24 protein-coding genes and 1 CRISPR repeat array are annotated in these 23,376 nt (G+C 64.2%); of the genes, 18 read left to right on the forward strand and 6 right to left on the reverse strand.

The window, feature by feature from the left end; translation table 11 throughout:
• Positions 1–67: 67 nt before the first annotated feature.
• Positions 68–967 (forward strand): dTMP kinase, encoded by a 900-nt coding sequence (gene tmk, locus ACYQ3J_RS03940; RefSeq protein ID WP_460124949.1) that lies wholly within the window; start codon positions 68–70, stop codon positions 965–967.
• Here tmk and ACYQ3J_RS03945 read toward each other — a convergent pair.
• Positions 964–1,833: a DMT family transporter gene (locus ACYQ3J_RS03945; protein ID WP_460124952.1), complete on the reverse strand. Its 870-nt coding sequence runs from the start codon at positions 1,831–1,833 to the stop codon at positions 964–966. The genes tmk and ACYQ3J_RS03945 overlap by 4 nt on opposite strands.
• 162 nt (positions 1,834–1,995) lie before the next feature.
• On the opposite strand from ACYQ3J_RS03945, the gene ACYQ3J_RS03950 reads away from it, so the two are divergent.
• Genes ACYQ3J_RS03950 through ACYQ3J_RS03960 form a run of 3 tightly spaced genes read left to right on the forward strand, consistent with a single transcriptional unit; the run spans position 1,996 to position 3,669 of the window.
• Positions 1,996–2,226 carry a ribbon-helix-helix domain-containing protein gene (locus tag ACYQ3J_RS03950; protein ID WP_460124955.1) on the forward strand — a complete coding sequence of 77 codons (231 nt, stop codon included), beginning with the start codon at positions 1,996–1,998 and terminating at the stop codon, positions 2,224–2,226.
• A 22-nt stretch (positions 2,227–2,248) separates the two neighbouring features.
• Positions 2,249–3,406, forward strand: a complete 1,158-nt coding sequence (gene sat, locus ACYQ3J_RS03955) for a sulfate adenylyltransferase (RefSeq protein WP_460124958.1) — start codon at positions 2,249–2,251, stop codon at positions 3,404–3,406.
• Positions 3,407–3,462: 56 nt separating this feature from the next.
• Positions 3,463–3,669, forward strand: coding sequence for a CopG family transcriptional regulator (locus tag ACYQ3J_RS03960; RefSeq protein WP_460124961.1), 207 nt, complete (start codon positions 3,463–3,465; stop codon positions 3,667–3,669).
• 5 nt (positions 3,670–3,674) lie between these two features.
• On the opposite strand, the gene ACYQ3J_RS03965 is transcribed toward ACYQ3J_RS03960, so the two are convergent.
• Positions 3,675–5,009 carry an alkaline phosphatase family protein gene (locus ACYQ3J_RS03965; RefSeq protein ID WP_460124964.1) on the reverse strand — a complete coding sequence of 445 codons (1,335 nt, stop codon included), beginning with the start codon at positions 5,007–5,009 and terminating at the stop codon, positions 3,675–3,677.
• A gap of 106 nt (positions 5,010–5,115) precedes the next feature.
• On the opposite strand from ACYQ3J_RS03965, the gene ACYQ3J_RS03970 reads away from it, so the two are divergent.
• From ACYQ3J_RS03970 to ACYQ3J_RS04015, 10 genes are all read left to right on the forward strand, one after another.
• A complete protein-coding gene (locus ACYQ3J_RS03970) occupies positions 5,116–5,688 on the forward strand; it encodes a flavin reductase family protein (RefSeq protein ID WP_460124967.1) in 573 nt (190 codons plus the stop codon).
• Between the two features lie 568 nt (positions 5,689–6,256).
• Positions 6,257–8,402: direct repeats of the CRISPR family, unit length 24 nt; unit sequence CTTTCAATTCTATTGCGGAGATAC.
• A gap of 421 nt (positions 8,403–8,823) precedes the next feature.
• Positions 8,824–9,378 (forward strand): adenylyl-sulfate kinase, encoded by a 555-nt coding sequence (cysC, locus tag ACYQ3J_RS03975; protein WP_460124970.1) that lies wholly within the window; start codon positions 8,824–8,826, stop codon positions 9,376–9,378.
• Positions 9,379–9,403: 25 nt separating this feature from the next.
• A complete protein-coding gene (locus ACYQ3J_RS03980) occupies positions 9,404–10,375 on the forward strand; it encodes a GHMP family kinase ATP-binding protein (RefSeq protein WP_460124972.1) in 972 nt (323 codons plus the stop codon).
• Positions 10,311–11,480 carry an ROK family protein gene (locus ACYQ3J_RS03985; RefSeq protein WP_460124975.1) on the forward strand — a complete coding sequence of 390 codons (1,170 nt, stop codon included), beginning with the start codon at positions 10,311–10,313 and terminating at the stop codon, positions 11,478–11,480. Before ACYQ3J_RS03980 ends, ACYQ3J_RS03985 begins: the two co-directional genes overlap by 65 nt.
• A gap of 51 nt (positions 11,481–11,531) precedes the next feature.
• Positions 11,532–11,744, forward strand: coding sequence for a zinc finger domain-containing protein (locus ACYQ3J_RS03990; protein WP_460124978.1), 213 nt, complete (start codon positions 11,532–11,534; stop codon positions 11,742–11,744).
• A gap of 19 nt (positions 11,745–11,763) precedes the next feature.
• Positions 11,764–12,039: an elongation factor 1-beta gene (locus tag ACYQ3J_RS03995; RefSeq protein WP_460124981.1), complete on the forward strand. Its 276-nt coding sequence runs from the start codon at positions 11,764–11,766 to the stop codon at positions 12,037–12,039.
• Positions 12,040–12,121: 82 nt separating this feature from the next.
• Positions 12,122–14,332: a CDC48 family AAA ATPase gene (locus tag ACYQ3J_RS04000; protein ID WP_460124983.1), complete on the forward strand. Its 2,211-nt coding sequence runs from the start codon at positions 12,122–12,124 to the stop codon at positions 14,330–14,332.
• Between the two features lie 14 nt (positions 14,333–14,346).
• Complete coding sequence (locus tag ACYQ3J_RS04005) at positions 14,347–14,604, forward strand: hypothetical protein (protein WP_460124986.1); 258 nt, start codon at positions 14,347–14,349, stop codon at positions 14,602–14,604.
• A 140-nt stretch (positions 14,605–14,744) separates the two neighbouring features.
• Positions 14,745–15,794: a flap endonuclease-1 gene (gene fen / locus ACYQ3J_RS04010; RefSeq protein ID WP_460124988.1), complete on the forward strand. Its 1,050-nt coding sequence runs from the start codon at positions 14,745–14,747 to the stop codon at positions 15,792–15,794.
• Positions 15,795–16,064: 270 nt separating this feature from the next.
• Positions 16,065–16,616 (forward strand): acetate uptake transporter, encoded by a 552-nt coding sequence (locus tag ACYQ3J_RS04015; RefSeq protein ID WP_460124991.1) that lies wholly within the window; start codon positions 16,065–16,067, stop codon positions 16,614–16,616.
• A gap of 86 nt (positions 16,617–16,702) precedes the next feature.
• Here ACYQ3J_RS04015 and ACYQ3J_RS04020 read toward each other — a convergent pair whose 3' ends face one another.
• Entirely contained in the window at positions 16,703–17,290 is a 588-nt protein-coding gene (locus ACYQ3J_RS04020) for a transcription elongation factor NusA (RefSeq protein WP_460124993.1), read from the reverse strand.
• Positions 17,291–17,378: 88 nt separating this feature from the next.
• On the opposite strand from ACYQ3J_RS04020, the gene ACYQ3J_RS04025 reads away from it, so the two are divergent.
• On the forward strand, positions 17,379–17,543 hold the full coding sequence (locus tag ACYQ3J_RS04025; protein ID WP_460124996.1) for a 50S ribosomal protein L40e: 165 nt from the start codon (positions 17,379–17,381) through the stop codon (positions 17,541–17,543).
• Positions 17,544–17,658: 115 nt separating this feature from the next.
• The gene (lysS, locus tag ACYQ3J_RS04030; RefSeq protein ID WP_460124999.1) at positions 17,659–19,299 is read left to right on the forward strand and encodes a lysine--tRNA ligase; all 1,641 of its coding nucleotides are present in this window, start codon (positions 17,659–17,661) and stop codon (positions 19,297–19,299) included.
• Here lysS and ACYQ3J_RS04035 read toward each other — a convergent pair.
• The 3 genes from ACYQ3J_RS04035 to ACYQ3J_RS04045 all read right to left on the reverse strand — a co-directional run bounded on the left by ACYQ3J_RS04035 (position 19,276) and on the right by ACYQ3J_RS04045 (position 21,416).
• The gene (locus tag ACYQ3J_RS04035; protein WP_460125002.1) at positions 19,276–20,067 is read right to left on the reverse strand and encodes a DNA polymerase sliding clamp; all 792 of its coding nucleotides are present in this window, start codon (positions 20,065–20,067) and stop codon (positions 19,276–19,278) included. The two genes, lysS and ACYQ3J_RS04035, sit on opposite strands and share 24 nt — an antisense overlap.
• A 215-nt stretch (positions 20,068–20,282) precedes the next feature.
• Positions 20,283–20,852, reverse strand: coding sequence for a cob(I)yrinic acid a,c-diamide adenosyltransferase (locus ACYQ3J_RS04040; RefSeq protein WP_460125005.1), 570 nt, complete (start codon positions 20,850–20,852; stop codon positions 20,283–20,285).
• Between the two features lie 54 nt (positions 20,853–20,906).
• Positions 20,907–21,416 carry a protein-tyrosine phosphatase family protein gene (locus tag ACYQ3J_RS04045; RefSeq protein WP_460125008.1) on the reverse strand — a complete coding sequence of 170 codons (510 nt, stop codon included), beginning with the start codon at positions 21,414–21,416 and terminating at the stop codon, positions 20,907–20,909.
• 196 nt (positions 21,417–21,612) lie between these two features.
• Between ACYQ3J_RS04045 and ACYQ3J_RS04050 the strand changes: the two genes are divergently transcribed.
• Together ACYQ3J_RS04050 and ACYQ3J_RS04055 are read left to right on the forward strand one after the other, a co-directional pair.
• Positions 21,613–22,041, forward strand: coding sequence for a ParB N-terminal domain-containing protein (locus tag ACYQ3J_RS04050; protein WP_460125011.1), 429 nt, complete (start codon positions 21,613–21,615; stop codon positions 22,039–22,041).
• 32 nt (positions 22,042–22,073) lie between these two features.
• On the forward strand, positions 22,074–23,270 hold the full coding sequence (locus ACYQ3J_RS04055) for a pyridoxal-phosphate dependent enzyme (protein ID WP_460125014.1): 1,197 nt from the start codon (positions 22,074–22,076) through the stop codon (positions 23,268–23,270).
• Positions 23,271–23,376 lie beyond the last annotated feature (106 nt).

A 23,376-nucleotide genomic window follows, 5' to 3' on the forward strand; every position in this document is an offset into this window, starting at 1 on the left:
CACGGGTCTCACCTGCGCGGCGGGGAGAAGGCGCCTGCGCAGCTTAAGGCATGGGAGGGTGGATGTAGTGGCGGGTGTAAGCGTAGACGGGGCGGTGGAGGCAGCCGTCGAGGGGGCGGTGGAGGAGGGCTACGAGGGGCTGGCCCTTACCTGGCGCCGGGCCTGCCCGGAGGGCGTCAGGCCGGGGGTGCTCGTGGCCGTTGAGGGCGTAGACGGTGCCGGGGTGACGACGCTGTCCAGGATACTAGCCGGGGCGCTGGCGAGGCTCGGGCTCAGGGCGGTCTACACGAAGGAGCCGACCGGGGGGCCGGTGGGGAGGCTCATCAGGGAGGCGCTCGTGGGGGGCGGCGTTGACGCTAGGCTCGCCGCGCTGCTCTTCGCCGGCGACAGGCTCTGGCACCTAGCGAGCGACCCGGGCCTCCCGGGCGGCTCGGGGGTCCTGGGGGCCCTGGGCAGGGGCTATGTTGTGGTCTCGGACAGGTACAAGTACTCGAGCATAGCGTACCAGGGCCGGGTGGCGGGGTACGACTGGGTCTGGCAGGTCAACGCCTACGCCCCGCCGGCCCACGTGGTGGTGTACGTGGACGTCGACGCCGGCACTGCGCTTGAGAGGCTTAGGGCCAGGGGCGGCCGGTGGGAGTACTACCACCAGCCCGGGGAGGTCGAGGCTAACCTCGACTCCTACAAGCGGCTCCTCGACTGGCTCGCCGAGGAGCCTGAGCACGGGCCGGGCAGGGAGCCGGGGGCCTGGAGCCGGCTCCTCGGCGATCGGGGGATCCCGGTTGGGTGCCTCTACCCCACCCCGCCGGCTTACCCGGCCATCGTCAGGGTGGATAACCGGGGGAGCCTCGCAGACGCGGCCAGGCGGGCGGTCGCGGGCGTCGCGGGGGCCCTCACGAGGATGGGGCTGGCCGCGGCCGGCGGGGCTTCGAGGCTCGGCTCAAGGCCTCCCCTGAAGCTCGGCTAGCCCGGGGGCCTCTCCTGCCTGAAGCTTGACGTGACGGCCATCGAGCCCAGGGCCGCCAGGGCCGCGCCGGGGACCGCGTGCTCCGGCGGCTTCTCGCCGAGGACTAGGAGGGCGAGGGCGCTGGCCCCGAAGGGCTCGAGCAGCGTTAGCGTCGTCACGAGGCTGGCGTGGTAGTATTTCAGGGCGTAGTTTAGGAGGGTGTGCCCCCCAATCATTGGGACCAGGCCGAGGGCCAGGAGGTAGGGGATGCTCCGGCGCGGGACAAGGAGGGGGCTCCGGCCCGCCAGGGCGAGGTAGGCCGTGACGAAGGCGAGGGCCGCGGTGTAGGCGGTGAGGGTGTAGGAGAGCGTGTCGGCCCCCATCCTCCTCGCGATCCTCCCGGAGTAGAAGTAGACGGCGCCCGCGAAGGAGCCCAGGAAGGCGAGGCCGACGCCCTCAACGCTCCCGCCCCCCAGGCCCCTCCACGGCTCAGCCATCAACGCGACCCCGGCGAGCGCCGCAGCGACCCCTAGGACCCTGGCCGGGGTGATCTCCACCGACTCGAAGAGCCTCTCAAACAGGAGGATGAAAACCGGGTACGTGACGACCACCGAAGTCGAGACCGCCACGCTGACCAGCCTGAGGCTCTCGAACCAGGAGACGAAGTGGAGCGCGAGCGCCGCTCCGGCGAGCAGGGAGAGGGGGAGCCACCGCCCGCCACGGCACCCGGCGAGGCCGCAGGCTGCGAGGGTGAACGCTGAGCCCGTGAGGAGCCTCCACCAGGCAGCCTCGCCCCCGGGGACGCCGGCGAGCCTGTAGAGCACAGCCGCCCAGGAGATCGCCGCAACCGCCACGCCCAAGGCGGCAGCCGCCCTAGCCCTAGCCAAACCCGACTCCCCGGGAGGGCGCAGCGTGGAGCCGGGGCCCGCGGCGCCCCGCGGGCCTGCGGCCTGCCGGGTGTCGAGGCTTTTCAAGCCTTGCCCTCCCGGCTTCCCGGGGCCGCAACCCTTATATAGTAATTAAATGTAATTAGTGGGCGGTGCCCGGGCTTGGAGGAGGGGAGGAGGTCCAAGTACACCACGGTGTCGATACCGGTGACCCTCTACGAGAGGATCAAGAGGCTCATCGAGGGCACCGGGTTCACGAGCGTGAGCCAGTACGTCACCTACGTCCTAAGGGAGGTGGTCGCGGCCCACGAGGAGGCAAGGTACAGCGAGCCATTCACGGAGGAGGACAAGGAGAGGATAATCGAGAGGCTGAGGAGGCTCGGCTACATCTAGCCCCCACGGGGGTGGGCCCGGCTTGGTGTCGAGGCCCCACGGCGGCAGGCTCGTCTACAGGGTAGTCGAGGGGAAGAGGAGGGAGGCCCTCGCCCGCGAGGCCAGGGAGCTTGTCGTGGTTAACATTAGGAGGGAGACGGCGATCGACTTGGAGGACATCGCCTTCGGAGCGTTCAGCCCCCTCGAGGGCTTCATGGTCCAGGAGGACTACCTGAGCGTGCTCGAGGACATGAGGCTGGTGAACGACCTCCCCTGGACGATCCCCATAGTCCTAGACGTCGACCCTGGGGAGATCGCTGGGGTGAAGGAGGGGGACGACATAGCCCTAGCCCACGGGGGGAGGATCCTGGCGGTTATGAGGGTCGAGGAGATCTACGGGTGGGACAAGAAGCTGCACGCGGAGAAGGTCTACAAGACCCTGGACCCCGGGCACCCCGGCGTCGCCAAGACTATGAGGATGAAGGAGCTCCTCGTGGGGGGCAGGGTGGACCTGCTCGACACGCTGCCGAACCCCTTCGAGAGGTACACGCTCTGGCCGAGGGAGACGCGGGTGCTCTTCGAGGCCCGCGGCTGGAGGACGGTGGCGGCGTTCCAGACGAGGAACGTGCCCCACCTGGGCCACGAGTTCGTCCAGAAGGCCGCCCTAACGTTCACGGACGGCCTCCTCATACAGCCGGTCGTGGGGTGGAAGAAGCCGGGGGACTATAGGGACGAGGTTATCCTCAAGGCTTACGAGGAGCTGGTCAAGCACTACTACCCCAGGGACGTGGTGGTCCTCTCAGCCCTCAGGATGAACATGAGGTACGCGGGGCCGAGGGAGGCGGTGCACCACGCCATAGTCAGGAAGAACTTCGGGGCAACGCACTTCATCGTCGGCAGGGACCACGCGGGCGTCGGGAGCTACTACGGCCCCTACGAGGCCTGGGACCTCTTCAGGGAGTTCCCGGACCTGGGGATAACGCCCCTCTTCATCAGGGAGGCCTTCTACTGCAGGAAGTGCGGGGGGATGGCGACTGAGAAGACGTGCCCCCACGGCCCCGGGGACAGGGTGAGGATAAGCGGCACCAAGCTCAGGGAGATGCTGAGGAGGGGCGAGGAGCCCCCGCCCTACATGATGCGCCCGGAGGTCGCCCGTGTGGTGATAAGCCACCCCAACCCCTTCGTGGAGCCGGGGGAGTAAACGAGTTTTACCAGGCCACACCCACGCCCCGGCGCGGCTGCAGGGGTGCACGGGTAGTGGCTGGCGAGAGGGTCGAGATCAGGATAAGCAGGGAGGCCTACGAGAAGGCCAAAAGGCTCGCGGAGGAGGCCGGCTTCTCCAGCGTCGAGGAGCTGGTGGAGTTCCTCATAAACGAGGCGGCGGGCTCCGGGTCGGAGCCCTCCTTCACCCCCGAGGAGGAGGAGAAGGTGAAGCAGAGGCTCAGGGACCTGGGGTACATCTAGCCCGCCTAGCCGGCTCTGGCCGAGTCTATCAGCCTGTAGAGGACCTCCTTTATGTCGATAACCTCGCCCTCGGGGATGCCGGGGTCCCAGCTAGCGGCTGCGACGCCTATCCAGTCGTGAACCGCGTCGTCGGGCCCTCTGTCGTTCTCCTCCAGGTACATGCTTGGCCAGCCGATGGTGCCCGCCGCCCTCCAGTTCAAGTCGTCGAGGTAGACCATGAGGTCTGGCGGGTCGCCGCGGGTCTCCGGGTACAGCTCGCTGGGGGTGTAGGCCTTCGTGTCCCACGCCTCCCCCGAGGGGCCGGTGAGCTTCCTGAGCCTAGACTTGATCTCCTCCAGGAGCCCCGGCACGTCCCCGGGGTCCACGGCCCCCTCGGGCTCCCTCCCCTTCACGTTTACGAATATCCTCGAGTAGTATCCGCCCCAGGCCCAGGCCTTGGTCTTGCTCCAGTCGACCATGCCGGGCCTGAGGTCCTCCCCGGGCCTCTCCGGCCTCCTCTTCAGGGTTAGGAAGCCCTCCTGCTCCAGCCACTGGTTCACCGCGAGCGCCCCCTTCATCGCCTTCGCCCCGTGGTCTGAGACTATGATCACCCTCGTCCCCCGGGGCACAGCCTCCATGAGGTCTCCGACGAGCTCGTCCACCAGCTTGTAGTAGCGGGGGATGACGTCCTCGTACTTGCTCCTCTCCGGGTGCCTGGGGTGGCTTGGGTCGTAGTACTTCCAGAAGGCGTGGTGGACCCTGTCCACCCCGATCTGCACGGTCATGGCGAAGTCCCACTTTCTCGTCTTGAGGAGGTGCTTGAACACCTTGAACTGTATCCTCGTCATCTCCCAGAGGCCCCTCACTATCCTGTCCTTGTCGTGGATCCTGAACTCGACGTCGAACACGTAGGGGCGGCCTAGGAGCGACTCGATCTCCCCCTTCAGGCTGGCGGGCCAGGTGTACTGCTTCTCAGGCCCAGGCGTGATGAAGTCGCTCACCAGCACCCCCCGGACCGGCCTCGGGGGGTAGCTCGGCGGGATCCCCTGCAGCACCACCCTGCCCAGGCCGTCCCACACCCTGCGAGCCCTCACCATCCTAGAGTCGGCGATGTAGAAGCCGTGGTAGTCGCCTGGCCTCCTGTGCCTGAAGCCGTAGAGCCCCAGCTCCCCCGGGGTCTTGCCTGTGGTCATCACCGCCCACGCGGGGATGGTGATCGGTGGGTGGCTGCTCCTAACCATCCCTCTCCACTCCATCAGAGACTCCAGGTTCTCAAGCTCCCCCCTCAGGTCCCTGTACAGGATCCTCGGCGGAGCGCAGTCGAGGCCGAGGACCAGGATCCTGCCCTCCCCCTCAGGCATTAACTCCAACCCAACCCCGGGGCGGGCGTTTAGCGGAGAGATTTAAGCGGTTCCCCACGACTTCGAACACGCTCGAAGCACCCTCCCCTGAGGGAGGCGGCTCGGCTTGGCCGGGGGCTACTCGAGGGTCGAGGGCAGGCTCTACAGGCTCCTCCACCCCAGACCCGTCTACGCCGTCGCATCTGGCACGGAGTCGAGGCCTGCTGTGATGGCGGCCAGCTGGGTCACCCCCGTCGCCGAGGAGCCGGCCCTGGTCGCGGTGGCGTGGGAGAAGGAGAGCTACACCCTGGAGAGGGCGAGGGAGACGGGCTACTTCACCGTCAACGTCCTCCCAGCTGAGATGCTGGACGCCCTCTGGTACGTGGGCACGAGGAGCGGGAGGGAGGAGCCCGACAAGCACGTGAAGGCCGGCCTTAAACTCGTCAAGGCCGAGGAGACCCCCACCGTGAGGGTGGAGGGGGCCATAGCCTGGATAGAGGCCAGGATCACCAGGGTCATCACCGACATAGCCAGAGACGTAGACGTAGTCTTCGGGGAAGCCGTGGCGGCCTACGCGGACCCAAACCTCTTCGACCCCAGAAGGGGCTGGTACATAGCCAAGGCCAAGATCCCCCTCCAAGTCGCGGGCAGAACATTCACCCTACCCGGGAGAATAGTCTACCCCGCAACCCGCAGCTAGCCCGCGAGACGCCACAACCCCACGGGGGCTCACGGTAACACCATGCAAGCACCCCACCACGCCCCATAAAAATATTTAAACGACTAATTATACTAAAAATTAATGGGCCCAAGCCCCGGGCCCTCCACCTGCAACCCCACCACAGCCCTAGGGCTGGCAGGCGAGCCCCTCTCTAGGGCTCGTGTCTAGAGCATCAGCCCCTTCCCCGGAGGGCTGTACGGCCCGGTTAAAGCCCAGATCACTCGGGCCTGTGACCCAGCGGCTGGGGGAGGCCCGCCCAGGGGGGTTTCCCGGGGTTGCAGGCTAGGTGCTGCTTTGTCCTAGACTACGGGGTCCCAAAGTCGATTAAGAGGGGCCTTGAGAGGAGGGGCTTCAAGGTCTACTCCTCCATGCTCTGGATCATACCCATCCACTGGAATCCCCTCAAAACCGCCAAGAGGAAGGGCTGCTTCCTCGTCACGCTAGACAAGAGGCTCGCCGGCCTCGAGGGAGTGATCTACATCCCCCCAGACTGGGCCAGGTACAACACCTGGGAGCTGGTCACGAAGATAGTCAAGCAAGCATGCACCTTTCAATTCTATCGCGGAGATACGGCGGGCGATTAATACTATTTTCCCAGGTAGAACCCTAACCTCTATCTTTCAATTCTATCGCGGAGATACGGTCGCTAGCCGCGTCGCTCCCGCTGGGCGCGCCTCCATCGCCGTCTTTCAATTCTATTGCGGAGATACCCTCTCCTCGCCCGCCATCTCGCCTCGCCCTCGCCTCGCCTCTCTTTCAATTCTATTGCGGAGATACCGCCGCCCGTTCCCCGGAGAACGTAATTCTCCGGGGAACTTTCAATTCTATTGCGGAGATACCTAGTCCTCAGCATGGCGGGTAGCGGCATCCCGCTGCCGAGCTTTCAATTCTATTGCGGAGATACGCGAGCTAGTACCCCAGCCCCAGCAGGCCCAGCCCGAGGCTGAGCCCGCCGCTTTCAATTCTATTGCGGAGATACGATAGTGCTCCACGCCGACGGCTGGCTTCACGTGTGGTTCGACTTTCAATTCTATTGCGGAGATACCTGATCAGCCTAGCGCTGTTCCTCGTCATGTGGAGGGGCCTTTCAATTCTATTGCGGAGATACAGGCGGTTCCTCGAAAACCGCGAGTACCGCGAGAGAGTATACTTTCAATTCTATTGCGGAGATACGACGCCATAGAGGACAGCCTCGGCGGCCTAGTCCTCCGCGCCTACCCTTTCAATTCTATTGCGGAGATACGAGCGTGGAGGCGCTCTACGTCATCCTCCTGCCGAGGCTTACTTTCAATTCTATTGCGGAGATACCAATATGGAAGCGCGGGTGGTCTATTATCACGGTTTGGTCCTTTCAATTCTATTGCGGAGATACGGTGGTGGGCGGAGGCTGACTGTGCAGGTTAATAGGGACTTTCAATTCTATTGCGGAGATACGCCATGTAAAAAACGCATGGCTGCGCGTCACCTCCTGCGCCTTTCAATTCTATTGCGGAGATACCTCAGCCTCAAGGTTGAGAGTAGGCTACGGGAGTTTAAAAGGCTTTCAATTCTATTGCGGAGATACTCATGTCCTCATGGCCAATGACCCTAGAAGCCAGGGCCTCTCTTTCAATTCTATTGCGGAGATACGTAGGATGAGGACGATGCTCACGGCTGTGCCCACGCCGCCTTTCAATTCTATTGCGGAGATACGCGTCGAGGAGGACGGGCGCGTCTAGCACGTACCGGCGCGGGTCTTTCAATTCTATTGCGGAGATACGAAGTGCAGAGCTGGCCAGCTGGCTAGGCGGCCAGCAAGTAGACTTTCAATTCTATTGCGGAGATACTGGAGCTGCCACTCGCGGGTGCGCGTGTCGAGAACCATGCTCCCCTTTCAATTCTATTGCGGAGATACTCCCTCGGCGGTGGGAGCGGGGAGCCCGGGCGTGCTAGCCTTTCAATTCTATTGCGGAGATACCTCTATAACGGGCGGCTAGCTCCCTTGAAACCCTACGTAACTTTCAATTCTATTGCGGAGATACGTGAACAATAAGCGCGTGACTGAGACCGCGCCGGTCTCCACGCTGTCTTTCAATTCTATTGCGGAGATACAAGCCGCCTTTTTGCGGCTACTTTAATCTCCTCCGGCTTGGGCTCTTTCAATTCTATTGCGGAGATACGCCGCCCATGCGGAGGGCGAGCCGGCGCGGCTGGCCGCGCCCTTTCAATTCTATTGCGGAGATACGCGAGGGTCTTCTCCAGCCTGGCGAGCTGCGCCCTCTTCCGCTGCTCCCCTTTCAATTCTATTGCGGAGATACTTATCGCATATCACCGTGCCGTCGGCGAGCACCTTGACGTCGCCCTTTCAATTCTATTGCGGAGATACTTAAAAAGAGGGGGCGGGTTGCGCTCAGCTGTGCGTAGCGCGGGCTTTCAATTCTATTGCGGAGATACCAGCTGGGCTGGTCTGCAATTCATCCAGTTATCACTTGTATCTTTCAATTCTATTGCGGAGATACCTTTGCGAGATTTTTCGTTAGGAAAAAGAGGAAGGAGGGCTTTCAATTCTATTGCGGAGATACCCGAGCGAGGCGAGGCTGAGAGACATGCCCCAGGCGAGGCTTGAGCTTTCAATTCTATTGCGGAGATACGAGCGGGGTGCGCTCAGCTGTGCGCGTCGAGGGCAGTGACTTTCAATTCTATTGCGGAGATACCGTTTAAGGCCGCCATTCAAGGTTTCCATCAACTCTATCCACTAGATACACGTGCAATACTTCAGCCAGTTCTATAGAGATACTTCAAACCTCCCACTGGGGGCCTCTCCCACAGGCCGTTCACGAACATACACAGCCACCAGCGATTAAATCTTTTACTATCTTGAAAAGTATGTATTCCCGGCTCTAGCCGGGAGCGCTTAAATATCCCGAGCCCACTATCCTCCCACTAGTTAACGTTTGATGGTGGTCGGGGGCGCCGTAAGGCTTTTAAACTTCCCGGGTTTACCCGGGAAGTTATTCGAAGGTTTTGACCTGGTTTTTGTCGTGGTTTTTGGCTTGTTGTGTTTGGGGGTTCTTGTTCTTTAGGGAGTGGTGTTGGCGGTGTTTACCGGGTGGCCGGGTGGGGGGTGGCTGCCTAATGGGCGCTAGGTGCATTGAGAGGGGGCTTGTCGTCTGGCTGACCGGTCTTCCTGGGAGTGGGAAGACTACGCTTGCCCGGGGCGTTGCGGAGCGTTTGAGGGCGGCGGGTTACAGGGTTGAGGTCCTCGACGGTGACTGGGCGAGGGCGACGGTTAGCGAGGGCGCTGGGTTTACGAGGGAGGAGAGGAGGAGGCATTTGAGGAGGATTGCGTGGATCGCCAGGCTCCTGGCTAGGAATGGTGTCATAGTGTTGTGCAGCTTCGTCTCGCCGTATAGGAGTGTGAGGAGGGAGGTGCGGGGGATAGTTGAGGAGGAGGGGATCCCCTTCATAGAGGTTTACGTGAAGGCTAGCCTGGAGACTGTTATGAGGAGGGATCCCAAGGGCCTCTACGCGAGGGCGCTGAGGGGGGAGGTGAAGCACATGACGGGCGTCGACGACCCCTACGAGCCCCCGGAGGAGCCGGACCTCGTGGTCGACACTGAGAAGGTGACGGTCGAGGAGGGGGTCGAGGCCATACTCTCGGAGCTCAGGCGGCGCGGAATCGAGGCGTGAACGCCCCCGCGGGGGCTGGCGTGTTTTGGGCTTCGAGGTAGTGGTCTCGGCCCCCTCCAGCGTGGGGGCCGGGGTGGTCGAGGCCCGCTGGGGCTCGGGGAGGCTCCGGGGCTCGCTCGGCCTGGCCCTCCTGGAGCCCAGGCTCGTCGTGAGGGCCTCCCCCTGCGAGGGCGTCGAGGCCGAGGGGCCCCGGGGCGCTGAGGCCGCCCGCTTCGCCGAGGCCGCCTGCAGGCTTGCGAGGTGCAGGGGGCTAAGGGTCACGGTGGAGGGCTCCATACCCGAGGGCGTGGGGCTGGGGTCCACCGCCGCCCTCGCCCTCGCGGTGGGCCTCGCCGCCTCCATAATCTCAGGGTCCAGGCTCGACCTCGGCGAGTACGCCGTCGAGGTTGGGTGCTGCATGGACTCCGGGGTCGCCCTCCACGCGTTCACCCACGGGGGCTTCGTGGTCGACGGGGGGCGCCCCGCCGGCGGGGGCGCGAGGGAGGCGCCGCCGCTCATCTACCGCTCCCCCGTGCCCCCAAGGGTCGCGGTGGTCGCAGCGCTCCCCGAGGCCCTGAGGGGCGGGGCCCCCGGGCCCGGGGCGGGCGAGCCCGCCGGGGGCGCGGGGCTAGTCCTCCTCGGCCTGCTCCCCGCGCTGGCTAGGGGCCGGTTCGAGGAGGCGGCTGGGATCCTCCAGGGGCTCAACGAGGGCCGGTACTGCTGCGGGGAGGTGGAGGGGCTCGCGAGGGCAATGCTCGGGGCTGGGGGGTGGTGCGCCTGCCAGTCCCGAGGCGGGCCCCTGGTCTACTCGCTCACAGACTACAGGGCCGCGGGGAGGGTGGCGGCGGCCGCCAGGCGGTACCTGGCGGGGATCGGCGGGGGCAGGGTTTGGGTCACGAGGGTTGATAACAGGGGCGCATCCTACACGCTGAGCCCGTTGGGGGCTGGCAGCGGTGGCGAGGGTAGCCGGAGTCGACCCGGGGACTCGCACGATGGACATCCTGGTCCTGGACGATGACACGCTGGAGCCCGTCTACGAGAGGGTGATAGACGAGCGCCTCGTAGCCGAGGACCCCTCCGTGGTGCTGAGGGCGCTGGAGGAGGCCGGGCCCCTCGACGCCGTCGCCGCTCCCTCCGGGTACGGCGTCCCCCTAAAGCCAGCCAGGGAGGCCTCCGACGAGGAGATCTGCCTCGCAGTCTTCACCCACGAGGCCCCCCGGGGCGAGGGGGGCCCGCTGGTGGTGAGGTGGCTCCACAGCCTCAGGAGGCTCATGGAGGCGCTGAGGTCGAGCGGGATCCCGGCCTGGTTCGTGCCCGGGGCGATCCACCTCCCTACCGTGCCGAGGCGGAGGAAGCTGGGCAAGCTGGACATCGGGACCGCTGACAAGGTCTGCGTAGCGGCCGCCGCGCTCAGGGACGAGGTGGAGGTGTACGGCTCCAGCCCCCAGGATGCCTCGTTCATAGTGGTGGAGGTCGGCTACGGCTACACCGCGGCGCTCGCCGTGTCGGGGGGAGCTATAGTGGACGGCGTAGGCGGCACCTCCGGCCCCCCGGGCTACCTGAGCCTCGGCGCGTGGGACGCGGAGCTAGCCTACGCCGCAGCGGCGGTCGAGCCGGGGTTCAGCAAGGAGCGCCTCTTCCAGGGCGGCGCGGCCTTCCTCTACTCCCACAACCCGCCGGAGCCCGGGGAGCTGGCGAGGGCCTACGAGGCCGGGGATCCCAGGGCGTGGGAGGCAGTGAGGGCCCTAGCGGAGGGGGCGGCGAAGGCGGTCGCCACGCTGCTCCCCTCGAACCCCAAGCCTTCGAGGGTGTACCTCAGCGGGAGGCTCTCCAGGGACCCGGTGCTGGGCAAGGCGATCAGGGGCGAGGTCGAGGAGTTCCTCCGGGCGCTGGGGCTGAGGATCCCCGTCGCCAGGGTCTCGAGGCTGGGGAGGGAGACTAAGGAGGCCGCGACGGGGGCTGCGCTGATAGCGAGCGGCGTCGCCGGGGGCAGGTACGCGTGGCTCGTCGACGTGATGCGGCTCCGCGAGTCGAGCGGAACGATGCTGGACTACGTCGAGCTGCCCGGGCTGAGAGAGCGCATCCTCGAGGCCTTCACCAGGTGCAGGCGTGAGATGCACTAGCGTTAAAACTCCCCGGAAACCACGGCTCCCAGCCCCACGGGTGCGGTGAGGGTGTCGACGGTCACGCCTAGGAAGATTGACGTCTACGACTTCATCCAGCCACCCGTGTGCACGAGCTGCGGCAGGATAATCCACCCGTCCGAGAGGGGAGCCGTGGCCTTCTACTGCCCCAACTGCGGCCAGCAGCTGATATGGAGGTGCGCCAAGTGCAGGAGCCAGGGGACGCCGTATAAGTGCCCCAACTGCGGCTTCGAGGGCCCCTAGACCCGGTGGGGTGCGGGCGGTGCCGGCGAAGGTAGCGGTTATAATGAAGGTCTTCCCCTCCGACCCCAGCGTCGACCCCAAGAAGCTAAAGGAGATCATTGGTTCCAGGCTCCCAGGGGAGTACAAGATCAAGAGCCACGGAGTCGAGCCAATAGCCTTCGGGCTGAAGGCCCTAAAACTCATAGTCGAGATCCCCGAGGAGAGCGAGGGCGGCACCGAGCGGCTCGAGGAGCTGCTGAAGTCCATACCCGAGGTCAGCGAGGTGGAGGTTGAGGCCGTCCACAGGCTGGGCTAGCCCCGCTGAAGGCGTCCCGTTAGGGCGTCGAGTTTAAACCTCTCCCCTACACCCGGCTTTTACAGGGCACGGTGGCCGCGGCATGGAGAGACCCACAAGCAGGAAGGTGAAGGAGGTAGTCCTGAGAGTCGCCGAGGCGCGGCCCAGGGATTCTGGGAAGAAGCGGGCCAGGATCGACACGAGCGTCATGAAGCTCCTTGGGGTCGAGCCGGGGGATGTGATCGAGATTGAGGGTAAGAAGAAGACCGTGGCGATAGCGTGGCCGGCCCTCCCGGAGGACCAGGGACTCGACATTATAAGGATGGATGGGACGCTTAGGAGGAACGCCGACGTCAACATTGGGGACAAGGTCATTGTCAGGAAGGCTGTGGTGAAGAACGCTGTCAAGGTGAAGCTGGCCCCCGTCGCCCACTCCATTAGCATGGATGAGTCCTTTAAGAAGTACGTGAAGAAGAAGCTCATAGGGATCCCGCTGAGCGAGGGGGACGTGGTCGAGATCCCCGTCATAGGCCAGGCGGTCCACCTCATGGTCGTGGACGCCAGGCCCAGGGGCCACGTGATCGTGACGGAGAAGACCATCGTGGACGTGCTGGAGAGGCCCGTCTCCTCTGCGAGCATCCCCAGGGTCACCTACGAGGACATCGGCGGGCTGAAGGATGTGATCTACAAGATAAGGGAGCTGGTCGAGCTCCCCCTGAGGCACCCCGAGCTCTTCAGGCGCCTCGGCATAGAGCCGCCTAAGGGGATCCTGCTCTACGGCCCGCCGGGCACCGGCAAGACTCTGCTGGCGAAGGCGGTCGCTAACGAGAGCGACGCCTACTTCATCGCCATAAACGGCCCTGAGATCATGAGCAAGTTCTACGGTGAGAGCGAGCAGAGGCTAAGGGAGATATTCGAGGAGGCTAAGAAGCACGCCCCCAGCATAATCTTCATCGACGAGATCGACGCTATAGCCCCGAAGCGCGAGGAGGTCACGGGCGAGGTCGAGAAGAGGGTAGTCGCCCAGCTCCTCGCGCTGATGGACGGGCTCGAGAGCAGGGGCCAGGTCGTGGTGATCGGCGCGACCAACAGGCCCAACGCCCTAGACCCCGCGCTGAGGAGGCCTGGGAGGTTCGACAGGGAGATAGAGGTCCCCCTGCCCGACAAGCACGGCAGGCTTGAGATCCTGCAGATACACACGAGGCACATGCCCCTAGCGGACGACGTAGACCTGGAGAAGATCGCCGACATGACTAAGGGCTACACGGGCGCGGACCTCGCAGCGCTCGTCAGGGAGGCTGCAATGCACGCTCTGAGGAGGTACCTGCCGGAGATTGACATTGAGCAGGAGAAGATACCGATCGAGGTCCTGGAGAAGATGGTCGTGAAGATGGAGGACTTCCTCGCAGCATTCAAGGAGATCAACCCCAGCGGGCTAAGGGAGATCTTCGTTGAGGTGCCCGAGGTCCGCTGGGACGACATCGGGGGCCTCGAGGAGGTCAAGCAGGAGCTGAGGGAGGTGGTGGAGTGGCCGCTCAAGTACCCGGAGGCGTTCAAGAGGATGGGCATCAACCCGCCGAAGGGGATCCTCCTCTTCGGCCCGCCGGGCACTGGTAAGACCCTGCTGGCGAAGGCTGTAGCAACGGAGAGCCAGGCGAACTTCATAGCCGTGAGGGGCCCGGAGATACTAAGCAAGTGGGTCGGCGAGAGCGAGAGGATGATAAGGGAGATCTTCAGGAAGGCGAGGCAGTACAGCCCTGCCGTCATATTCATGGATGAGATCGACGCGATCGCGAGCGTGAGGGGCACCGAGGTGGGCACGAGGGTCGGCGAGAGGATTGTGAGCCAGATACTCACCGAGATGGACGGGATAGTCAACCTAGAGAACGTGGTCGTCATAGCCGCCACGAACAGGCCCGACATCATAGACCCGGCCCTGCTCAGGCCCGGGAGGTTCGAGAAGCTCATCTACGTCCCGCCCCCCGACGCTAAGGGCAGGCTCGAGATACTCAGGATACACACGAGGCAGGTGCCGCTCGCCGAGGACGTCGACCTCAGGGAGATAGCGGAGGCCACCGAGGGCTACACGGGCGCGGACCTCGCAGCCCTCGTCAGGGAGGCTGCACTGATAGCGCTGAGGGAGGACATAAACAGCCCCGTCGTGAGGAGGAAGCACTTCGAGCAGGCGCTGCAGAAGGTGAAGCCCAGCGTCAACAAGCAGATGCTGGAGTACTACCAGAGGTGGCTTGAGACTGCGAGGCAGATGAAGGTGGAGAAGAGGAGGGCAACCACCACCACGACGCTTCACCTCTAACCCGGGTGGTCGCCGTGGCCGGGATCAACGAGGTCTGGCTCCCCGTCCCCCTCATCAACTACGTCTACGAGGTCATCGTTAGGGTCACGAAGTCCGGGGAGAGGCCCGCCAAGATCGTCGACATACTCGTCGGCCTCGAGAAGCTGGCGGGCATCAGGCCCTCCCCCGCGGAGCTGGCGAACACCCTCCTTAAACTCGAGACCCTCGGATACATCAGGATGACCTCGAGCAGGGACTTCGAGGAGTACCTAGTAGAGCTGATCAAGAAGTAGCCCCACCCCCAGCCCCGGGAGGAGAGGGATCCCTCTCCTCCAAGCTGCGGCCTGCACGTCCACCCGAGAGGCTGAGGGGGCGCGTTTAACTCCTCCCGCTCCTCTTTAATCATGTCCTAGCTGCGGCGGGGTGGAGTGGTGTGGGTGTTAACCTGAGGGATCTTATCCCGGCGGAGGCTCGGAGGGAGGTTGAGCTCAGGGCCCTTAAGGGTTACGCGGTCGCCCTCGACTCCTATAATATGCTCTACCAGTTCCTCGCCGCGATAAGGCAGCCCGACGGGACGCCGCTCATGGATAGGCAGGGGAGGGTTACGAGCCACTTGAGCGGCCTCTTCTACCGGACCATTAACCTCGTCGAGGAGGGGATTAAGCCCGTCTTCGTATTCGACGGCAAGCCGCCGGAGATGAAGTCGAGGGAGATAGCGGAGAGGATTAAGAGGAAGGAGGAGGCTGCCGCCAAGTACAAGCAGGCGGTGGAGCTGGGCAGGCTGGAGGAGGCCAGGAAGTACGCCCAGGCGACGGGGAGGCTCACGAGGGAGATGGTTGAGGAGTCCAAGGCCCTCCTGCGCGCAATGGGCATGCCCGTCGTCCAGGCCCCCGAGGAGGGCGAGGCGCAGGCCGCCTGCATGGCGGCGTGGGGGAGCGTCTGGGCCGCCGGCAGCCAGGACTATGACAGCCTACTCTTCGGCAGCCCGAGGCTCGTGAGGAACCTGGCCATAACGGGGAGGAGGAAGCTCCCCGGGAGGGACGAGTACGTGGAGGTCAAGCCTGAGGTTATAGAGCTCGACAGGCTCCTCAAGGCCCTGGGGATAACTAGGGAGCAGCTCATAGTCATAGGCATACTCCTCGGGACAGACTTCAACCCCGGCGGGGTCAAGGGCTACGGGCCGAAGACCGCGCTGAGGTACGTCAAGAGCCTGGGCAGCGCCGAGAAGGCGCTGCAGGCCGTGGCCAAGCTAGAGCCGAGCGTCGACGTGTACAAGATATTCGAGTACTTCAAAAACCCGCCGTGCACGAGGGAGTATAAGATAGAGTGGCACCCACCCAACCCCGAGGAGATAAAGAGGATACTCGTCGACGAGCACGACTTCAACCCGGAGAGGGTCGAGAAGGCGATCGAGAGGCTCAGGAAGGCCTACAGGGAGAACCTCAGGGCGAGGCAGAGCAGGCTAGACGCCTGGTTCTCGTAGAGGCCAAGCAACGACCCAGCCTACCATGCCGCGAGCCCCAAAGGTGCGCGTTCACCGCTAACCGTCTAGATCAAGATTCATCTTTATAGGCGCTATTAGGCAATGTATAGCGTTTATGATTGATTTAATTTTATGTTAATCGCTCTCCTTAAAATATTTTTCCTCAAGCTAACTCGTCGTAAAATTTATATTTCAGTGATATGTGAACTCGTGGGACAACTGTGAAATAAGAGTGGAAAAATGGAGAGCAATTCGGGGGTGGGATGAATCTTGCCGTCGGAGGGTGGAGAGTGGGCTAGTGCCGTGGTCCTGGGTCTAATGAGCTTCGCCGTGACGACAACGGTTACCGCACTACACCTCCTAGGCTACTGGGGCGCTGGCCCGGTGCTTGCCATGGCCCTGATGTATGGCGGGGCCGTGCAGTTCATAGCGGGCATAATAGAGTTAAAGAGGGGTGAAATGTTCGCCGGGACCACGTTCGTCTCGTTCGGCACGTTCTGGTTAACGTTCGTCGCGCATAACTGGCTGCTGCCAATGATGGGCGTGGAGTCCGGCAACATGGAGACCTTCGGCTTCTTCCTTGGGTGGGCGCTGTTCACAATAGCCCCCCTGGCCGCTTCATGGAAGCACGGGAAGCTGCTATTCATAGTCTTCGTAATGGTTGAGCTAGCCTTCATACAGCTGGCCCTCCTAGCCCTCGGCATTGGAAGCGTTAAAGCGGCTGCCCTCCAGGTCCTCGCAGTAGCACTGATGGCGTGGTACCTAGGCCTAGCTACCATGGTTAACAGAGAGTACGGCAGGACCGTGCTGCCGGTCTTCTAGCGCGCCCTCTAGGAGGTACGCCAGCCCTCCAGGGGGCAGGCGCGCTCTCCCCCCTCCCGCCTTTTCTGCACTCTTAGCGTTTTAGCCTAGATGCCGAGCTTGTCGAGGATAGACTTGACGCTTTCCTGCCTGATCGCGACCGGCTCGCTCGGCTCCCCCTCGGCGTAGTCCACGAGCTCGACGTTGAAGCCTGCCCTTCCCTCTATCTTGGAGAGCAGGTACCTAGCATCCTCCAGCCTGCCGGGTAGCAGGTCCCGGTCGGCCTTGGGCACCCTGGCGACGTAGTAGACCGAGCCGTCTGGGAGGTAGTACCTGTTTACCCCGAGGACCCTCGCCGGGTGGAGCGCCACCTTTATCGCGGAGACCGGGTCTGAGGCCTCGCCCAGTATCCTAACCCTCCTCACGCCCTTCTCGCGGAGCTTCCCAGCTAGGGCCTCCTCCACCCGGGCGGGGGCCCCCATGGCGCCCCTCACGAAGATGTAGAGGGTCCCCTTAACCCTCTCTGCCCTCACGTACTCGAAGTCGAGGGGGCCCAGCTCGTCCTCCACCTCCAGGAGGGCCCTCATCACGTCAACCTCCCAAGGCTGAACAATGCCCTTCTCAACCTTCGCCTGGCAGGCCGGGCAGAGGAAGCCTGTGCGCACGCACACCTTGTCAAGCGGTATCCTAACCAATCCCCCGGCACCCCTCCCTGGCCCGGGGCGCGTTGAAGCCTTAAAAGACCCGGGCCAGCCACCGGGCGCCGGGCGGGGGAAGGAGTAGATGCCGGTGACGGACCCTGAGCTGCTGGCGATAGTGGAGAAGCGCGTGTTGAACAAGTTAGTCTGCAGGAAGTGCGGCGCCCTCAACCCGCCCGGCGCCACGAAGTGTAGGAGGTGTAAGAGTAAAAACCTGAGGCCTAAGAAGAAGGGCGGCGGCCTGAAGTAGCGCCCTCCCACTCATCCTTCGGGGGCTGCGCCCCCCGGGCGCGGGCCTCTGCTTCAGCTTCAGCCTCTTTTAGCCGCCGCCGGCCCGGCGTGCTCACCGTCGTGGGTGCGCCGGAATGCCGGGGGTGCACTGGCTCGACAAGCTGGTTGACTCGCTGATACCCAGGCTCAGGGAGCGCGGGAAGGATGTCCTAGTCTTCAACGGTGGCCTGAGCGTCTCTGGGATCCAGCACATCGGCAGGCTGAGGGGGGAGGTGCTCCTCGTCGAGGCGGTGAGGAGGGAGCTGGAGAAGAGGGGGTTCAAGGTTAGGCAGCTGCTCACGCTCTACACGCAGGACCCCTGGAAGGGGAAGCCCGAGCAGCTCCAGCAGTTCAGCGACCCCGAGGAGGCAAGGCGCTACGTTGGCTGGCCGCTTGCCAGGGTGCCGGATCCCAAGGGGTGCCACTCCAGCTGGGTGGAGCACTACTGGAGCGACTTCGGCCCCTACCTGAAGGACTTCACCGACGGCCGGATTGAGGTGGTCTACACCCACGAGCTCTACAGGGAGGGCTTCAGGGGGTTCATCGAGGAGGTCGTGAGGAAGCGGGAGGAGGTGAGGAGGGTAGTCAACAAGTACAGGGGCAGGAAGCCCTACCCGGAGGGCTGGATCCCCCTCGAGGCCGTCTGCCAGAGGTGTGGCAGGGTCGACTCGACCGAGGTGACCAGCGTCGACCTGGAGCGCGGGAGGGTCAGGTATAGGTGCAGGAACTGCGGCCACGAGGGGGAGGTGGGCTTCGGCGACACCAAGCTGAACTGGCGCGTGGAGTGGACGGGCGTTTGGAAGGTTCTCGGCGTCGACTTCGAGCCCTACGGCAAAGACCATGCAACGCCCGGCGGGAGCAGGGACAGCTGCGTAGACCTGGCGGTGAACGTCTTCGGCTTCAAGCCCCCGGAGGGGGTGTGGTACGAGTGGGTCTCCCTCCGCGCGGGCGGCAGGGAGGCGGATATGACTAGCAGCGGCTTCGTCGGCGTCACGCCCAGGGAGTGGCTCGAGGTCGCCCACCCCCAGATCCTGAGGTTCCTCTACTTCCTCCACCCCCCGCAGAGGAGGGTGACCATCGACATGGCCGAGGTGCCCCTCTACTACGACCAGTACTACAGGGCGGAGAGGATATACTTCAACGCCGAGGACGCGAGGAACGAGGAGGAGCGCGAGTACCTCTCAAGGACGTACGAGCTGAGCCACCCGGGCAAGGTGCCGGAGAGGCTCCCGGCGCAGCCGCCCTACACTCACGCCGCGATACTAGCCCAGGTCATACCGAGGGAGAAGCTCCCCGATGAGGCTCTGAGGAGGCTTAGGCTCACCGGCCACCTGCCCGAGGACGCGGACGACTACAGCCTCGCCTGGGCCGCGTCACTCGTGGAGAAGGCTGGGAGGTGGGCTGAGAGGTACGCCCCGCCCCACCTCAGGATAAGCATCCCCGAGGAGCTCCCCGAGGAGGCCGTGAGGCAGGTGAAGGACCCCGAGAGGCTCGCCAGGCTCGCGGACGTCCTGGCGACGCTGAGCGACTGGAGGGAGGACACGATAAAGGAGGCCCTCGTCGAGTTCGGCAGGGGGATGAGTAGGGGGGAGAGGAGGGAGTTCTACAGGGACTTCTACCTGGCAATAGTGGGCCGCCCCGAGGGGCCGAGGGCGGCGCCCCTCCTGGCCCTGCTCAGCAGGGAGTGGGTGATTGAGAGGCTGAGGGAGCCGCTACGAAAGCGCGGTGGGGGCTAGCAGGAACCTGACCGTGCTCCCCTCGACGCTCTTGAACACCATCTCCAGCGGCTTGTCGGTGGAGAACTTCACATCAACCGCCTCAGCCACCTTGGTGAGGCTAAGCACGTTGTTGATGTACGACAGGTCGTAGGCGCTCGTCGAGGGGGCCTTAACCTCGAGGCCTAGGAGGGCCGCGGAGTCCCGGGTGAGCCTCACCTCAACGCCCCGGCGGCCCTCGGCCCTCCCCCTCATGACCAGGTAGTCCTCCCCCGCCTCGAACTCTATCACGTCGGCGAACACGCTGGCGTCCTTCACAGCCTTCTTCACGACGTCACTCATAACCGTGGCCTCGACGTCGAACTCCAGCCTTATCTCCTCCGGCACCTCCGTTGCTACCTCCAGGTTGGGGAGCAGGTACCTTCTCACCGGCTTGGACTCGAGCGTGATGAGCACCTTGTCGTCGGTGACTAGGAAGACCACGTGGTCCCCCTTCTTCCCCTTCTTAACGAAGTTCCTAAGCCTCTCCATGTTCACGCCCATCTCGACCTGCTCCCTGCCCTCGGCAAGCTCTAGCTCGGCGAGCGCCTCGGCCGGGACGTTGATCTCGATCAGCGCCACCCTGCCGGGATCCATCGCCACAACCCTGACGCCATCCCTGGTTATCGTGAACCTCGCCTCGTCGACGATCTTGCCCAGCGCCTCCATCATCTCCCTAAACGTCTTGGCATCCATGAAAGTCACACGCGCCGCCGGCTCGCCTATAGCCTCCGTTAGGGGCGTGCTCAACCCAGCCCCGCCTCCGCATTGAAGAGTAGCCGGGGGCAGGATATAAGCCGGGGAGGCAGCCACTCAGACGGGGAAGGGCGGCCTCCCCCAGGGCCCTGTGATGGGCTACGCCATCGACGGAGCCCCACGCAGGCGCCGAGCGCTCTGGGGCCGTGAGTGATGCCCGTCCCCGGGAGGGCCCTGGGGGAGGCCGGCCCGGCGTGCAGGTGCTGCCCTTAGCCCTTGCCCTCGCCTGCCCCTTCCTGGAGTCTCTTGAGGTGGGACCCCGCCGGCTCGTCCTGGTAGCCCAGGGCCCTGGACAGGTAGACGGCCAGCGCGAAGAGGGCGTCGCTGGCCCTGTTCACAACTTTAAGCACGACGTCGTCTACACTGTAGCCTGCCCTCTTGGCTGAAACGAGCCTCCTCTCGGCCCGCCTCACCGCGGCCCTAGCGGCGTGGACAGCCGCGGCGGGGGCCGGGCCGGCGGGTAGTATGAAGTGCCTGAGGGGCGCTCTACCGTAGTACTTGTCGGTGACCGCCTCCAGCCACTCGACGTGGCGCTCCCCGAGCACCCCGCCCCGGGCGAGGTGGACGCCGACGTTGAAGAGTATGTCCTGGATCAAGGCAAGGTCGCTGGAGGCCTCCGCCAGCCACGGGGGGGTTAGGGAGCGGGCGAGGCCGAGGAGGCTGACCGCCTCGTCGAGGCTGCCCAGGAACTCGATTACGGGGTGGTCCTTCGGAACCCTGCCCCCGGCTACGCTGCAGAAGGTCTCACCCGAGTCGCCTGTCCTGGTGTAGAGGGGCACAGCAAGCCACCCCCTCCCCACGGCGGGGGTGCTGCAGCGGAAAAAACCAGGGCGTCAACCCCTGCGCCCGGCGTGCTTGTACACCTCCCCCATGAATTCCTCCAGGCTCCCGGCCCTCCCGAGCGCCTCGAGCGCCCCCTGGCTGCCGAGGCGTGAGGCCAGTATCTCGAGGCCCTTGAGTAGCATGTGCTGCTCCCAGGACTCGGGCCCGCACCCCCGGATCCCCCGGTAGACCCCGACGGCCTCCTCGTGGCTGAGCCCCTTCGAGAGTATCAGGTACGCCGAGACTAGCGTGCCCGTCCTGCCGCAGCCGGCGCGGCAGTGGACGTAGACCCTCAACCCCTCCCAGGCGAGGCTCAGGAGCGTGGCGAGGGCCCGGTGGAAGTTGGGCAGGGGCTCCACGCTGAAGTCCTCGATGGGGTAGCAGTAGACCTGGGCCCCCTCAGCCTCCACGGGGCACTCCGGCTCGAGGCAGACAACGGCGTCGAACCCGTCCACCCTGATGCACCCGGGGCCGCCGGCCACGTAGTCGTCCACGAACGCCGGGCCCTCCTCGGCGTACAAGGCCGCGCACCACCGACTCCGCCGACGCAGAGCGCCGTAGGACCGTTTAACAGCGCCTCCACGGGATCCCGGGAGGCGTGGGCTCGGCAACCCACCCTATTATGTGGGCTTCAATTTATTAACCTCAAGTCCGGCCCTCTGGGCTGCCTGGCAGCACCTACGCTGGCGGGGTGGTGGGCGTGACGGGTGGCGGTGTGTGGGAGCTGGACTGCCCAACCCGCTAGGCCCCCTGGGGGGCAGGGCTAGGCTCGGCCTAGCCCCCCTCGCCCGCCTGAGGGTCCACGAGCAGGTGATTGAGAGCCACGTCCTGGAGCTTGTCAGGGAGATCCTGGAGTCAGGGGTGGTGATTAGGCCTATACTAGTCGACTCCAAGACCATGGTCATCCTCGACGGCCATCACAGGGTCGAGGCTCTCCGAAGGCTCGGGAGGAGGCTAGCCCCCGCGGTGCTGGTGGACTACGACGACGAGTGCGTCACCGTGTCCTCCTGGAGGCCGGGCTGGAGGGTGACGAAGGAGCTCGTCAGAATGGCCGGGCTCACGGGCAGGCTGCTCCCGCCGAGGACTAGCAGGCACAGGGTCTGCTTCGACATCCCCCATGTCAACTACCCCCTAGAGAAGCTCTGAGCATGCCGGCGAGCCGCTGGGGGTGGTGAAGCGTGGGCGTCAGGCTAGTCGAGATAGGCCTCCTGAGGGCCGAGGGATCCCTGGAGCTGGCCGATGTCGTAGACGTTGTCAAGCGCATCCTCTGGGAGGGCGGCGTCTGGAGGACTGTCGCCGTGGAGGGGGGCAGGGTTGTAGACGGCTTGGAGGTCTACGAGGCCCTCAGGAGGCTCGGCGTCTCCAGGGTCCCCGTCTCGGATGGCAGGCCAGTCGACGTCTTCGTGCCCCTGGATCTCCTCGGGTTCTTCGACGAGATCCGCGGAGACCCCTACAGGGTCTACGATGGCACGGTCGAGCTTCTACGCGGGAACTGGCCGACCCCGCTCTTCAAGCTCTCCTCCCTGTCTCGAGGAGGCTACAGGGTGTGGGCGAAGTGGGAGGCGTTCAACCCCTTCAGCTGGAGCATTAAGGACAGGGTGGGGTGGTACATGTTCACCAAGGCGCTTGGGGAGGGGAGGCTCCCCCACGCAGTCTACGAGGCGACGTCGACGAACACGGGCATAGCGCTGGCTTCAATGGCCGCAGTGTACGGGATCAAGGCTAGGCTGTACCTCCCCTCGGCGGCGCAGAAGGCTAGCGACGTCATCCTCAAAGTCCTGGGGGCTGAGGTTGTAAGGAAACACAAGCCCGTAACCGTCGATTTCATCGGCGACGTCGAGCACGACGCCGCCCGGGATGGAGCCTCCCACCTCAACCAGTTCGAGAACGACTGGAACTTCGAGGTTCACCTGAGGTACACGGCTAAGGAGCTCGACCTCCAGCTATCCCGCAGGGGCATCCTACCGAGGGCGATCATCGGCGGGCTGGGGACTTCCGGGCACATGTCAGCCCTAGCCCTCTACTTCAAGAGCAGGTACAGGGGGAAAGTCAGAGTCGTGGGGGTGCAGCCCGCGAGGGGCCACGTGATATCCGGCCTTAGGCGGGTGGAGACGGGCATGAAGTGGATCCACATGGCTGAACTGGACAAGGTCGTCGACATAACCAGGGAGGAGGCTGTCGAGGCGGCTGTGAGGGTAGCGAGGAGCGAGGGGATACTCATAGGCCTAAGCAGCGGGGCGGTAACCAAGGCTTTCGAGAAGCTGGCCCAGGAGGGCAGGCTGGAGGAGGGCGACTACGTGCTAGTATACCCTGACAACGGCCTCAAGTACCTGGAGCAGTTCAAGGAGCACCTCAAACGGAGGAGCAAAGCCTAGAACCCCCCGGGATCCCGTCTAGAGGGTCTAGTTGTTTAGTGTCGTTAATCAAAACTTATTAATTGATGTAATGCATGCTCCAACTATTAACCCGAGGGGGTAACCG

The organism is Stetteria hydrogenophila (assembly GCF_054657575.1).

Bases quoted from the DNA above. Each gene is read 5' to 3' on its own strand.
- ACYQ3J_RS04000 (WP_460124983.1), top strand. From the start codon at position 12,122: ATGGAGAGACCCACAAGCAGGAAGGTGAAGGAGGTAGTCCTGAGAGTC.
- cysC (WP_460124970.1), top strand. From the start codon at position 8,824: ATGGGCGCTAGGTGCATTGAGAGGGGGCTTGTCGTCTGGCTGACCGGT.
- ACYQ3J_RS04025 (WP_460124996.1), top strand. From the start codon at position 17,379: ATGCCGGTGACGGACCCTGAGCTGCTGGCGATAGTGGAGAAGCGCGTG.
- ACYQ3J_RS03965 (WP_460124964.1), bottom strand. From the start codon at position 5,009: ATGCCTGAGGGGGAGGGCAGGATCCTGGTCCTCGGCCTCGACTGCGCT.
- lysS (WP_460124999.1), top strand. From the start codon at position 17,659: ATGCCGGGGGTGCACTGGCTCGACAAGCTGGTTGACTCGCTGATACCC.